Below are 12,342 nucleotides of genomic sequence, written 5' to 3'. Positions count from 1 at the left end.
TAAAGACAATGGAGCGGGGATAGGGCGCAATGGCCAGCCCGTCTTGCCTGTGCGCGACAGGGGGATGACGGAAATTGACACAGGTGTCGGGTTTGCCCGTCAATCCAGCAGGAAGGTCACCGGCGCGCCGGGCGGCAGGTTCAGCCGTTCGCGCAGCGCCGCGCGGGCGCGCGACAGGCGAGAGGTGACCGTGCCCTCGGACAGGCCGGTGCGGGCAGCGATCTGGGCGTAGGACAGCCCCTCGATGGCGCGCATGCGGATCAGCATGGCCTGATCCGGGGGCAGGCTGTCCAATGCCGCCAGCGTCTCGGCGCAGGCCAATCGGGCGGGCAGGGTGTTGCCGGCCACCGGATCGGGCAGATGCTCGTCCAAGTCCAGATCGGGCGGGGCCGCCCCACGGTCGCGCAGCCGGTTGCGCAGGGCGGAAAACGCATAGGCGCGCAGATCGTCGATGGCGGGTTCGGTCGGGTCGGTCATGCGAGACCAGAGCCGCAGAACGATGTCCTGCACCATATCCTCGGCGGCCGCCCGGTCGCGCAGCAGGTAGCGCGCCAGTCGCAGAAGGTCTGGCAACAGGGCCTCCAGCTGGATGGCGGCCTTGGTCGGGATGGGGCGTGTCATGGCGCAACGAAAAGGGCGCAGCATCGGCCAAGGCAATCTCATTGTTCCGCCGGTCTCTGCGCAGGCCGCTCCTTGCCGCCGGTCGGCGGGGTTTCGCATGGGTTTTTGCATTTGGCGGCTTGTTGCGCATGTCAGGTCGGGATTTGGGCCTTCCGCCGCGCACGGTCTGGCCGTGAGGGAAGGAATGTCCGGTCTGGCCGTCCTGTTTCATGAGGCGCGGGGACAGGCCCGGCCTTGTAACCCGAAACAGCTTGCGAAGGAGCAAGAGACATGACGTTTACCCATATCCTGCAACGAGGGATCTCGGGCATCCTGGGCGCGGCCCTGGCCGGAGGCGCACTTCTGGTGGCGGCGCTGGCCGCGCAGGGGGCGCCGATGGATGCGGATGGTGACGGGCTGGTGACGCTCGAAGAGCTTCAGGCCGCGGTGCCCGAGGCCACGGAGGAGCTTTTCACCACCATCGACACTGATGACAGCGGCACGCTCGACCTGGCCGAGGTGACCCGTGCCATCGACATGGGTCTGCTGCCCGAAGACGCCTGAGGGGTGCAGCCCGTGGCGGCAGCGATCCGGCTGGCGGGGTGCGCAAGGCCGGATAGCGGGACAGCCGCCACGACAAGGGGGCGCTGGAGAGGATCCGGCGCCCCCGATTTGTGTCTTTCAGTGGGCTTACAGACCGCGCGCCATGGCCGCGACGCCGGTGCGGGCCATGCGCACCTCGCCCAGGGGGCGCATCAGGTCGGCGAAGGCGTCGATCTTTTCGGGCGTGCCGGTCATCTCGAAGATGAAGCTTTCCAGCGTGCTATCCACCACATTGGCGCGGAAGATCTCGGCAATGCGCAGGCTTTCCACCCGCGCCTCGCCCTTGGCGAAGACCTTGACCAGCGCCAGCTCGCGGCTGACATGGGGGCCCTCTACGGTCAGGTCGGCAACCTCATGCACCGGCACCATGCGTTCGAGCTGCATCTTGATCTGGTGGATCACCTGCGGGGTGCCGCTGGTCACGATGGTGATGCGCGACCGGCGCCCGGTGTGATCCACCTCGGCGACCGTCAGGCTTTCGATATTGTAGCCACGGCCCGAAAACAGCCCGATGACGCGCGCCAGAACGCCCGGTTCGTTTTCCACCAGAATGGCAAGGGTATGAACCTCCACCACATCGGACATGTGGCTGCGAAGGTCGTAGGCGGAGTGGCTGGACGAACCTTGTTCGATATTGAGCGGGGACATGTGAACTTCCTTTCCCGAAAGCGGCTAGCGCGCCCGACGGCGCGAGAGGAGGGTGGCCATCGCCAGGCCGAACGCGGCCAGGATGACAGGCGAGACGAAGAGACGAACGGGAACTTGGGCTCCGGTCGTCAGGATTTGAAACAGGATATAGGGCGCGGCCCCCAGCATCAGAAGCAGGCCGAAGGCATAGCCGACCCAGCCCGGCGGCAGGGCATCGGCGCGAAGAAACAGCAACAGCGCAGGGGCCAGAAGCGCGGTTTCACCATACCACAGATAGGGCGCGGAAAGGAGCGTGGCAGTCAGCAACACGGCCCCTTGCAGATCGGGGCCGATCCGGTCCGATGACCATGCAAGCCAGACCGCGATGGCCGCAACCCCGGCCAGCCCCCATTGCAGGCCAAGCGCCAGCGGTTCGGGCAGACCCAGTCCGACAAGGGCGGAATAGGCGCTGACCATGAAGCCGCCCTCGGCGATGCGGCTGCGCACGACCTCCAGATGGGATTGGCCCATCTCGGCCATGGCGGGCCAATAGTCGGGACCGAAGACAAGGGTGGCGAGCGCAGCGAAGGCCACGGCCACGCCGGCGCCCACGCCGATGGCCGTCCACTGGCGACCGGCCAGCAGCGCGATGGCCAGCATCACCCCCAGTTGCGGCTTGATCGTCAGCAGCCCGCAGATGACCCCGGCAAGAACCGGCCACCCCGCCTGCAAGGCTGCGAGCACGGCCACCAGACCCGCGGCCCATAGCACCGAGACCTGCCCCAGTAGCAGCGCGGGCAGCATCGCCGGGGCAAGGGCAATGGCCGCCCACAGGCCGCGATTTCCGGCCGCCAGCGGGCGGATCGCCAACAGGATGGCCAGGATCGAAAGCCCTGTGAACACAAGCCAGGCGGCAAAGAAGGACAGATGCCCAAGCGGCAACAGGATCAGCAGAAAGGTTGGGGGATAGACCCAAGGCAGCCAGTCATCCCCGGCGATGCCGTGGACCTCGATCAGCCGGGCGGGGTCGAACGCGGTCAGCGGCTCGCCAGCCACGGCCAGCTGCGCGGCGGCCCAGAACACGCGGAAATCCACGTCGAAGCTGACCGCTCCGCCGGGCAGCACCAGGCGCCAGATGAAGAACAGCCAGATCGCCAGCAGCAGGGCTGTCGAGCCCGCAAACAGCACCCCGGCCCGAAGGCCGGTGCGGCCTTCGAGTCGTTGAAGTGCAGGCTGCGAGGGCCCGGTCATCAGACCAGAACCGCGCCGCCGGCCTGAATTGCACCTTGCGTTTCGGCCTCGCCCAGAAGCATCTCGTTATGGGCTTTGCCCGACGGGATCATCGGGAAGCAGTTCTCGTGCTTCTCGACAAGGCAGTCGAAGATCACCGGGCCGTCATAATTCAGCATCTCCATGATCGCGTCATCGAGATCCTTGGGATCTGTGCACAGGATGCCCTTGGCCCCGAATGCCTCGGCGAGCTTGACGAAATCGGGCAGCGCCTCGGACCACGAATGGCTGTAGCGTTCGCCATGCAGCAATTCCTGCCACTGGCGGACCATGCCGAGCCGTTCGTTGTTCAGGATGAACTGCTTCACGGGCAGGCGGTATTGAACCGCGGTGCCCATTTCCTGCATGTTCATCAGCCACGAGGCCTCGCCCGCGACGTTGATGACCAGCGCATCGGGATGGGCGATCTGCACGCCGATTGAAGCCGGGGTGCCATAGCCCATGGTGCCCAAACCACCCGAGGTCATCCAACGATTGGGATCGTTGAAGCCCAGGAACTGCGCCGCCCACATCTGATGCTGGCCCACTTCGGTGCAGATATAGCGGTCATGGTCCTTGGTCAGGGCCTCCAGCCGTTCCAGCGCGTATTGCGGCTTAATCGTGGTCTCGGAGGCTTTGTAGTCGAGACAGCGGGTCTTCTTCCACTCCTCGATCTGCGCCCACCACTGTTTGACCGCCGCCGAGTTGGTCTTGCGGCCCCGGCTCTTCCAGATCCTCAGCAGGTCTTCCAGAACATGACCCACATCGCCCACGATCGGGAAATCCGCGTGGATGACCTTGTTTATCGACGAAGGGTCGATGTCGATATGGGCCTTGCGGCTACCCGGACTGAAATCGGCGATGCGCCCGGTGATCCGGTCATCGAAGCGGGCACCGATATTGATCATCAGGTCGCAGCCATGCATGGCGAGGTTGGCCTCGTAGAGCCCATGCATCCCCAGCATCCCGAGCCATTTGTCACCTTTGGCGGGGTAGGAGCCCAGACCCATCAGCGTGGAGGTGATCGGGAAGCCGGTCGCCTCGACCAGCTCGCGCAGCAGCTGATTTGCCGCCGGGCCGGAATTGATGACACCGCCACCGGTGTAGAAGACGGGCCGCTCCGCCGTTTCCATCGCTTCGACCAGCGCGGTGATCATGTCGGTATCACCCTTCACGCGCGGCTGGTAGTGGGATTTGGAGACCTTGGGCTTGTTGGAGTAGGTCCCGGTGGCGAACTGAACATCCTTGGGAATGTCGATCAGCACCGGACCGGGGCGGCCCGAGGTGGCGATGTGAAACGCCTCGTGGATGGTGCCCGACAGGTTGTCGGTTTCCTTCACCAGCCAGTTCATCTTGGTGCAGGGCCGGGTGATGCCCACGGTGTCGGCCTCCTGGAACGCGTCCGAGCCGATCATGAAGGTCGGCACCTGACCCGTGAGGCAGACAATCGGGATCGAGTCCATCAGCGCGTCGGTCAGGCCGGTCACGGCATTCGTTGCACCGGGGCCGGAGGTCACCAGAACAACGCCGGGTTTGCCGGTGGACCGGGCATAGCCTTCAGCCGCATGAACCGCGCCCTGTTCGTGACGCACGAGGATGTGGCGGATCTCGTTTTGCTGAAAGATCTCGTCATAGATCGGAAGGACGGCACCGCCGGGATAGCCGAATACGGTATCGACGCCCTGTTCCTTCAGGGCTTCGACCACCATCCTGGCGCCGGTCATCTGGGTCATTGCTCTTGCTCCTTCCAGCAGTTGCCCCTCATGGGCTTTCCTTGATCAATCCTGTCACCGTCGCAAAAAAAAGCCCCCGGTGTGACGGGGGCGCATGGGATACCAATATGGCTGTCGTCACCGACCCATGCGCGCCTTTCCTACAAGTACGAGAATGCGGGGCATTCGCGGGCTCCTCTTTGCAAGTGGCGGCAGCTTATGCACGGCTGAAAAAGCCCGTCAACCTCGCATGGGCGAAAGAATGTCGCGGATCGGTGTTTTTCAGCAACTTTCTGTCTGGATTGGGCAGGGTGCCGCAATCGCCGGTTTCGATGCGTGCGACGTGCGATAGTAGGCCCTGTCCGCCATGCCCGCGTGTCAGGACCGGATCGGGCCAATTTGGAGCTATGTTTCCCATCCGGCTGGTCGCAAAAAGAGAATCACTGGTCGCTCATTGGCGGTGTGGGACGGCCTCCTGCATACGATGGTGTACAATTCTTTCATGTTAGCGCCAGCAAATTGAGCATTCTTGCGATACGACACCCGTATTACGGGAATTGGTAAAATAATTTTACAATTTTCTGGCCAAACCGGCCAAATTGGGCTTTGTTGCGCCGGGAGGCTTCGCTAACGTGCCTTCACTAAAAACACTCAACCGCGGCCCGATGGGGGTCGTGGAGTTCCAAATGGGGAGGATACCATATGGACCGTCGTTCTTTTCTGAGAACGTCCGCTGTCGGCGGCGCTGCTGCTGCTTCGACCGCACTTGCCGCACCGGCATACGCACAGGGCAACCGCACCCTGACGCTCGTCACCACCTGGGGCCGCGGCCTTGCCGGTGTGCATGACGCCGCGCAGCGCGTTGCAGACACCATCACCGCAATGTCGGACGGCTCTCTGACCATCGACCTGCGGGCCGCGGGCGAACTGGTTGGCGCCTTCGAAGTGTTCGATGCCGTGACCTCCGGTCAGGCCGACATGTATCACGGTGCCGACTACTACTTCGTCAGCCAGCATCCGGGTTATGCGTTCTACACCGCTGTGCCCTTCGGCATGACCGCGCAGGAACTGGTGAACTGGTACTACCACATGGGTGGTCACGAGCTTCATGACGAACTGGGCCAGATCTTCGGCCTCAAGTCGTTCCTGGCAGGCAACACCGGCGCACAGGCTGGCGGCTGGTACCGCAATGAAATCAACAGCCCGGAGGATTTCCAGGGCCTGCGCTTCCGTATGCCCGGCCTTGGCGGTCAGGCACTTGGCCGTCTCGGTGCATCGGTGCAGAACCTGCCCGGTGGCGAGGTGTACCAGGCGCTGGCATCGGGTGCGATCGACGGCACCGAATGGATTGGCCCCTGGGCGGACCAGTCGGCCGGTTTCCAGGAAATCACCAACATCTACTACACCGCAGGCTTCCACGAGCCGGGCGCGGGTCTGTCGCTGGCCACCAACCGCGACGTGTTCGACAGCCTGTCGCCCGCGCATCAGAAGATCATCGAAATCGCAGCAGGCGAAGCGCATCAGTGGAACCTCTCACAGTTCCTGTCGAACAACGGTGCTGCGCTTCAGCAACTGGTTGCCGGTGGCGTGCAGGTCCGCGAATTCCCCGACTCGGTCTGGGATGCTTTCGGTGCCGCCGCTCAGGAAGTGCTCGACGAAAACATGGGCGACGAACTGTTCGCACGCATCCGCAACAGCGCGATGGAATCCATGGCGTCCTCGTCCAGCTGGCTGACCGCATCGGAAGGTGCGTACCGTGCGCAGCGTGACCGCGTTCTGGGCTAAGGCCCGACGCTGATGTAACGATCCGGCCCGCCCCCCGACACAAAACCGGGGGGCGGTGCCACAGATGACGGTCGCACCCGGCGCAGGGCCGGAGCGGGCGACCGATACGGGGGAGCATTCCACATGTTCGATGGCATTCTCTGGGCGCTGGAGAATATCGCCATGTCCTTCTACAACCTGGGAAATGCGATCACGCATCCCGGCGAGTGGCTGGCATGGCTTGGCGGGTGGGCACATGCCGAAGGCGACCGCGCGCTTGAAATAAAGCAATCGCTGGCGCGGTTCATCTATTACGGCGGGTCCGTCGAATTCTTCTTCGTTATCTTCACGACCTTCCTTGTTCTGACCGCCATCGGCTTCTGGAAGCGAGACTTCCTTTGGGGCCTCGTGCGGGGGCTGGAAGGCATTGCCAACGGGGTTGGCCGCTTCTTTGCCTGGGCCGGCCTGATCATGGTTCTGCAACAGATCATGATCGTCTTCCTGCAACGCATCTTCCGGGTCGCTGAAATCTCCATCGGGCCGATGGGGCTTGGGTTCACGCAGGATCTCAGCTGGTTCTCGGAAGAGCTCAAACTTTACAACGCGATGATCGTGGCGCTTTGCGTCACCTATACCTTCGTGCAGGGCGGACATGTTCGGGTCGATCTGGTCTATTCGGCCGTCAGCCACCGCACCAAGCGGATCATCGACATGTTCGGGTCCATCTTCTTCATGATGCCGGCGACCGTGCTGACCTGGATGTATGCGTGGTATTTCCTGTGGCGCCACCTGGTCACGCCGAACCCGAATGCGGGCGCGACGCTGGACCGGATGATGATGCAGGCCCGGGCGCTGCGCTGGAACGTGGAAACCATCGGGTTCAGCCCGAACGGGTTCAACGCCTACTTCCTGTTCAAGATCCTGCTCGTCAGCTACTGCGCGCTGGTCTTCATTCAGGCGATGGCATTCTTCTGGCGATCCTATCTCGAACTGGTCGAGGGGGAAGAGAGCGCCGGCAGATATCTCGACAAGGACTCGCTCGGTGAGGGCGAAGAAGCCTACGAAGGCACGCATTAAGGGGACTGGGATCAATGCTATTCGGACTTGACGGAGTCGAGGTCGGCCTGATCGTGGTCTTCCTCTGCCTCTTCGGGGGCATCATGACGGGCTTCCCCGTGGCCTTCGCCATCGGCGGCGCCGGGGTGATTTCCTTCGGCATCATAGCCGCTTTGGACAATGCCGGGCTGCTGGTGCATGCGGCCATCGACACCGGCTCGGCGGAATATGCCGCGCTGATTGCGGAAGGGGTGGCGCGAGAGGCCATATCGGTCTTCCGATACCCGGATTTGCCAAGGATCGAGGAACATCTCTTCCCCGGTGGCTGGGAACAGGCGCTGGACCGCAACCTGGGCTTTATCGTCAACCGCATGAACGAGCGGGTGATCGCGGGCCAGTCCATCGAGACGCTGCTGGCGGTGCTGATGTTCGTGATGATGGGCATCACGCTGGAACGATCCAAGATTGCCAACGATCTGCTGACCACCATGGCGCGCGTCTTCGGGCCGCTGCCCGGCGGTCTGGCGGTGTCCATCGTGATCGTGGGCGCGTTCCTGGCGGCTTCCACCGGGATCGTGGGCGCGACAGTGGTGACCATGGGCTTGCTGGCCCTGCCCACTATGCTGCGCAACAACTATTCGCCGGAGCTGGCGACCGGGGTCATTGCCGCCTCGGGCACGCTCGGGCAGATCATTCCGCCCTCTATCGTGATTGTTCTGCTCGGTACGCTGGCGGGTGACCTCTATGCCATCGGGCAGGAAACCCGCGCCATCGCGGCAGGCTGTCGTGACGCGCTGACCTATCTGGGCAGCCCGGCGGTTCTGTCGGTCGGCACGCTCTTCCAGGCGGCGCTGTTGCCGGGCATCTTCCTTGCGTTCCTTTACGGGGCCTATGCCTTCGGCTTTGCGATGCTGAATCCCTCCAAGGCGCCTGCGGTGCAGTTAGAGGGTGGCTCGGGCGAGGTCATCACCCGAAACGAGGGGCTGACATGGTTCCTAGGTGTGCCGCTGGCGATCATTCTTGCGGTGGTCGTGGCGGGGCAGGCGGGTCTGGTCGGCAGCCAGTCGATCTTTGTCTCCTCCTATTCCGAGGCGGGCGAGTCCGCCGACCTGCGCACCAACGTGTCCGACAGCTGCCGCGACGCCATGATCGAGCTGCATGGCCAGGAGGCCTGGGATGCAGCCGTTGCGCAGCAGGAGGCCATCGACGCGTCCGGCGGGGTGGAGCAGTCGCATGAACGCTCCGCCGAGGAAATGGACGCTGCCCGCGCCGAAGCGCTGGCCAATATCGCGCCGATCGGCACCGGCGTGGCCGTGTTCTTCGTCATGCTGGCCCTGGTTCTGACCACCGCCCGCGGGATCATGCCCTCGGCTGATCCGCGCCCGCTGTTGATCGGTGCTGCGGGTATTCTTGCCGCATTCTTGGTGGACATTGCCCTGATCGGTCCGGCCACCAGTTCCGGCGGAACCTTCATCCTGCTGGCCATCCCCTTCGCCATCACGGCCTACGGTGTGCTCGAAGCGATGAAGCGCTTGTCCACGAACGAGTTGCTGCGCGTGGTCTTCCCGCCGCTGGTGCTGATCGTGGCCGTACTTGGCTCGATCCTGGGCGGCATCACCAACCCGACGCCCGCTGCGGCGCTCGGGGCCGGTGGAGCGATCATGCTGGCGGCCTATCGCAAGCTGAGCGAAGAGCAGAAGTCCGGCAAGATCATCCTCTGGGCAAGCCTTGCCATCGTGATCATGATCCTCTTCGGGATCAATTTCGATCTGCGGGTGAACCGCGAGTCCGTGGCGCTGGAAGACTGGATCGCCTACCTGATCACGCTTGGCGCCTATCACTTTGCCTTCTTCGGGCTGCTCTACGGGTGCTGGGTCTTGCTGCGCGGCGGTGTGCTGTCGCCGGTGGTGCGCGAAACCGCGAAGGTGACCTCGATGGTGTTCACCATCCTCATCGGCTCGCAGTTGCTGAACCTGGTTGTGATCTCCTTTGGCGGGGAACACTATATTCAGGCGTTCCTGCGCAGTTTCGACGAGGAATGGAAGGTCTTCCTTCTGGTGATGATCATCCTCTTCATCCTGGGCTTCGTTCTGGATTTCCTTGAAATCATCTACATCGTGATCCCGATCGTGGGGCCCGTCATCTATGGCGGCACGATGGACCCGAAATGGGTGACGATCATGATTGCGGTGAACCTTCAGACCAGCTTCCTGACACCGCCCTTCGGCTTCGCGCTGTTCTATCTGCGGGGGGTCGCACCAGCCAGTGTGACGACGGGCCATATCTATCGCGGGGTCATTCCCTTCGTGCTGATCCAGGTGATCGGGCTGGCCCTTCTTTGGCTCTTCCCGCAGATCGTGACCATTGTGCCGGATCTGCTGCCCAACAACTAGGGGCAGGGCGGAAACCCAAACGAAAGCGGGCCTCCAATCGGGGGCCCGTTCTCCATTTCAAAGGTCTCTGAAAAGGCTCAGTCGTCCATCGAGCGCGTATCCGGCAGGGTCAGCCGCGCCACCTGTTCCGCGATCGGGTCGATGGACAGCGGATGCGCCTCGGCCTCATAGGCTTCGGGGTCTTTCAACTGCTGCCAGGACCCGCCCAGATAGACCTCCAGCGCCGAGAACTTGGCCTTGTAGCCCATCTTCGCGCTGCCCGGCACCCAATAGCCAAGATAGACATAAGGAAGCCCCGCATCCCGCGCGATCTGGATATGATCGAGGATCACATAGCTGCCAAGCGACCTGCTGGCTTGATCGGGACGGAAGAAGGAATAGACCATCGACAGCCCGTCATCGAGCACATCGGTCAGGCAAACGGCGGTCAGAGCGTTCTCGGCATCTGTGTCGCGATATTCGATGACCCGACTGCGCACCGGCGTTTCCTCGATCATCGCGGCAAATTCGAAGACATCCATGTCGGCCATGCCGCCATCGGCGTGGCGGCTGTCGAGGTAGTCGCGAAAGAGCGCATATTGCTCTTCTGTTGCCCAGGGGCTGCGCGCCTCGCGTACAAGGTTCTGATTTCGGCGCAGCGCGCGGCGCTGGCTTTTGGTGGGCACAAAGTCCGCAACTCTGATCCGGGCGGACAAGCAAGCGGAACAATCGGAACAGGATGGGCGATAAAGCACGTTCTGTGAGCGGCGGAATCCCTGCTTGGACAGCGAATCGTTCAGCTTTTCGGCATGGTCGCCCTGCAGGGCGGTGAACAGCTTTCGCTCCCGCTTACCCTCAAGATATGGGCAAGTCTGCGGGGCCGTCACATAGAATTGTGGCGCAAGCGGTAGGCTGTGGCGCATAACGTCCTGTCTGCAAGGGCTGCTGTTACTGTCCTGTCACAGGAAAGCCTGCAACAGGATCGGCGGGCGGGCAACCCATTTTGGCCTGCCCACCCGGTTAGCGGCTCGTTACTGCGGACGGTTGATCGCTGCCGTGCCGAGAAAGGCATCGGGAAGGCTCTGGTGGCGCTGGCTGAGTGCGATCATCCCGATGGACAGCACATGCGGCAGGAAGAAGCTGGCGCAGAGCAGGTATCCGCCCGTATGCATCATCGCCTCAGTGCCGTTCAGCCGCTGGCCCTGCGCATTGCGAAGCTCGATATTCATCAGCCGCATGCCAAGCGTGGCAGAGCCCGACGCGATGGTGATGGACCGGTAGAGAAAGCTGGTGGCAATCCAAAAGAGCGGCCACAGGAACCAGGCGATCGACAGGGTCAGAACGCCAAGCAGCAGCATGGCGATGAAAATCAGCGCCACATCCACGACCCAAGCGAAAAGGCGCTTGGCGGGAATGCCGTCATAAAAGACGGCCTGGCGGTCGGGGTCGGGCAGGGCGGAAGTCATACTGTAGGTCATGGCGCGTTTTTCTTGGATTGAAAAGGGCCGACCGCGCGGGGACAGGCGCGGCCGGCAGAGAGAGGCCCAGGGGTGGGGGATCAGGCCTCTACGGTGTCTGCGTCAACAGCCTCTTCCCGGGCCCGGCGGGCACGGTCGGCCATGAACTGGTCGAACTCTGCCTTGTCCTTGGCCTCGCGCAGGCGGTTGAGGAAGCTTTCGAACGCGTCCTGCTCTTCCTCCAGCCGGCGCAGCGTGTCGGCCTTGTAGCTGTCAAAGGCCGTGTTTCCCGAGGTGCGGAAATAATGGCCATGGGAACGGGTACGGGTGCGGCAGCCTTTGGTGAACATACGTTTGCTCCAGATCATGTAGAAGAGAAGGGCGAGGCCAACGGGCCAGAAGAAGATGAAACCAAGGACCATGGCGGCGATCCAGGCGCCCTTGCCCTTGTCATCGAGCCAGTCTTCGGCACGCGAAAACCAGCCTTTGGCGGTGTCGGCCACATCGGTCGTGGTGGCGGTTGCAGTCATGGTGTCCTCCGTTTCGGGGTCAATGTAAATCCTCTTTACATGATCCAAGATGGGAAGCCGGACGGAGGCTTCAAGGGGTGATGTGAAAAGTTTTTACATTTTCTTTGCTGCGGCAGGACGCCAGGTTTTTTTCAGTCAAGGACAAGGAGATTGCTGCACCTCACCGTGTGCACAGAAAAGAAGAATGCGACCGGACCAAGCTAAGGCCTTGAACCAAGTCCTCGCCGCCGGACTGAAAGAACAGCGGGAAGATCGTATCTCCTGTGTTCTGTTCATCGGGGCGCAGATTATCTGCAATGAATATTGCGCAGCTATTGCAATTGCAATACACACTTCATAAACTGTCGAAAAG

At 62.5% G+C, this 12,342-nt stretch carries 11 protein-coding genes; 4 read left to right on the top strand and 7 right to left on the bottom strand.

The window, feature by feature from the left end:
* Positions 1 to 99: 99 nt before the first annotated feature.
* A complete protein-coding gene (locus ACOOEX_RS15450; protein ID WP_420395667.1) occupies positions 100 to 621 on the bottom strand; it encodes an RNA polymerase sigma factor in 522 nt (173 codons plus the stop codon).
* A 270-nt stretch (positions 622 to 891) separates the two neighbouring features.
* Here ACOOEX_RS15450 and ACOOEX_RS15445 point away from each other — a divergent pair, with 270 nt between their 5' ends.
* Positions 892 to 1,164, top strand: coding sequence for an EF-hand domain-containing protein (locus ACOOEX_RS15445; RefSeq protein ID WP_420395666.1), 273 nt, complete (start codon positions 892 to 894; stop codon positions 1,162 to 1,164).
* 126 nt (positions 1,165 to 1,290) lie between these two features.
* Here ACOOEX_RS15445 and ilvN read toward each other — a convergent pair whose 3' ends face one another.
* Genes ilvN through ACOOEX_RS15430 form a run of 3 tightly spaced genes read right to left on the bottom strand, consistent with a single transcriptional unit; the run spans position 1,291 to position 4,823 of the window.
* Positions 1,291 to 1,851, bottom strand: coding sequence for an acetolactate synthase small subunit (gene ilvN, locus ACOOEX_RS15440; RefSeq protein ID WP_420395665.1), 561 nt, complete (start codon positions 1,849 to 1,851; stop codon positions 1,291 to 1,293).
* Positions 1,852 to 1,875: 24 nt separating this feature from the next.
* Complete coding sequence (locus tag ACOOEX_RS15435) at positions 1,876 to 3,081, bottom strand: glycosyltransferase family 87 protein (protein WP_420395664.1); 1,206 nt, start codon at positions 3,079 to 3,081, stop codon at positions 1,876 to 1,878.
* Positions 3,081 to 4,823, bottom strand: coding sequence for an acetolactate synthase 3 large subunit (locus ACOOEX_RS15430; protein WP_420398382.1), 1,743 nt, complete (start codon positions 4,821 to 4,823; stop codon positions 3,081 to 3,083). Before ACOOEX_RS15430 ends, ACOOEX_RS15435 begins: the two co-directional genes overlap by 1 nt.
* Positions 4,824 to 5,513: 690 nt before the next feature.
* Between ACOOEX_RS15430 and ACOOEX_RS15425 the strand changes: the two genes are divergently transcribed.
* From ACOOEX_RS15425 to ACOOEX_RS15415, 3 genes are all read left to right on the top strand, one after another.
* Positions 5,514 to 6,596 carry a TRAP transporter substrate-binding protein gene (locus tag ACOOEX_RS15425; protein ID WP_420395663.1) on the top strand — a complete coding sequence of 361 codons (1,083 nt, stop codon included), beginning with the start codon at positions 5,514 to 5,516 and terminating at the stop codon, positions 6,594 to 6,596.
* Positions 6,597 to 6,719: 123 nt separating this feature from the next.
* A complete protein-coding gene (locus tag ACOOEX_RS15420) occupies positions 6,720 to 7,652 on the top strand; it encodes a TRAP transporter small permease subunit (RefSeq protein ID WP_420395662.1) in 933 nt (310 codons plus the stop codon).
* A 14-nt stretch (positions 7,653 to 7,666) separates the two neighbouring features.
* Entirely contained in the window at positions 7,667 to 10,024 is a 2,358-nt protein-coding gene (locus ACOOEX_RS15415; RefSeq protein ID WP_420395661.1) for a TRAP transporter large permease, read from the top strand.
* A gap of 77 nt (positions 10,025 to 10,101) precedes the next feature.
* On the opposite strand, the gene ACOOEX_RS15410 is transcribed toward ACOOEX_RS15415, so the two are convergent.
* The 3 genes from ACOOEX_RS15410 to ACOOEX_RS15400 all read right to left on the bottom strand — a co-directional run bounded on the left by ACOOEX_RS15410 (position 10,102) and on the right by ACOOEX_RS15400 (position 11,990).
* The gene (locus tag ACOOEX_RS15410) at positions 10,102 to 10,926 is read right to left on the bottom strand and encodes an arginyltransferase (RefSeq protein WP_420395660.1); all 825 of its coding nucleotides are present in this window, start codon (positions 10,924 to 10,926) and stop codon (positions 10,102 to 10,104) included.
* 108 nt (positions 10,927 to 11,034) lie between these two features.
* Positions 11,035 to 11,481 carry an RDD family protein gene (locus tag ACOOEX_RS15405; protein WP_420395659.1) on the bottom strand — a complete coding sequence of 149 codons (447 nt, stop codon included), beginning with the start codon at positions 11,479 to 11,481 and terminating at the stop codon, positions 11,035 to 11,037.
* An 80-nt stretch (positions 11,482 to 11,561) separates the two neighbouring features.
* Positions 11,562 to 11,990 (bottom strand): DUF2852 domain-containing protein, encoded by a 429-nt coding sequence (locus ACOOEX_RS15400; RefSeq protein ID WP_420395658.1) that lies wholly within the window; start codon positions 11,988 to 11,990, stop codon positions 11,562 to 11,564.
* Positions 11,991 to 12,342: the final 352 nt, after the last annotated feature.

It is taken from the genome of Nioella sp. (assembly GCF_965215655.1).
In the GTDB taxonomy this organism is placed as follows: domain Bacteria; phylum Pseudomonadota; class Alphaproteobacteria; order Rhodobacterales; family Rhodobacteraceae; genus Nioella.
This window is presented reverse-complemented; position numbering and strand designations above follow the sequence as displayed.

What these genes read in the sequence shown, in the direction of transcription:
- ACOOEX_RS15450 (WP_420395667.1), bottom strand. Translation starts at nt 621, where the DNA reads ATGACACGCCCCATCCCGACCAAGGCCGCCATCCAGCTGGAGGCCCTG.
- ACOOEX_RS15445 (WP_420395666.1), top strand. Translation starts at nt 892, where the DNA reads ATGACGTTTACCCATATCCTGCAACGAGGGATCTCGGGCATCCTGGGC.
- ilvN (WP_420395665.1), bottom strand. Translation starts at nt 1,851, where the DNA reads ATGTCCCCGCTCAATATCGAACAAGGTTCGTCCAGCCACTCCGCCTAC.
- ACOOEX_RS15435 (WP_420395664.1), bottom strand. Translation starts at nt 3,081, where the DNA reads ATGACCGGGCCCTCGCAGCCTGCACTTCAACGACTCGAAGGCCGCACC.
- ACOOEX_RS15430 (WP_420398382.1), bottom strand. Translation starts at nt 4,823, where the DNA reads ATGACCGGCGCCAGGATGGTGGTCGAAGCCCTGAAGGAACAGGGCGTC.
- ACOOEX_RS15425 (WP_420395663.1), top strand. Translation starts at nt 5,514, where the DNA reads ATGGACCGTCGTTCTTTTCTGAGAACGTCCGCTGTCGGCGGCGCTGCT.
- ACOOEX_RS15420 (WP_420395662.1), top strand. Translation starts at nt 6,720, where the DNA reads ATGTTCGATGGCATTCTCTGGGCGCTGGAGAATATCGCCATGTCCTTC.
- ACOOEX_RS15415 (WP_420395661.1), top strand. Translation starts at nt 7,667, where the DNA reads ATGCTATTCGGACTTGACGGAGTCGAGGTCGGCCTGATCGTGGTCTTC.
- ACOOEX_RS15410 (WP_420395660.1), bottom strand. Translation starts at nt 10,926, where the DNA reads ATGCGCCACAGCCTACCGCTTGCGCCACAATTCTATGTGACGGCCCCG.
- ACOOEX_RS15405 (WP_420395659.1), bottom strand. Translation starts at nt 11,481, where the DNA reads ATGACCTACAGTATGACTTCCGCCCTGCCCGACCCCGACCGCCAGGCC.
- ACOOEX_RS15400 (WP_420395658.1), bottom strand. Translation starts at nt 11,990, where the DNA reads ATGACTGCAACCGCCACCACGACCGATGTGGCCGACACCGCCAAAGGC.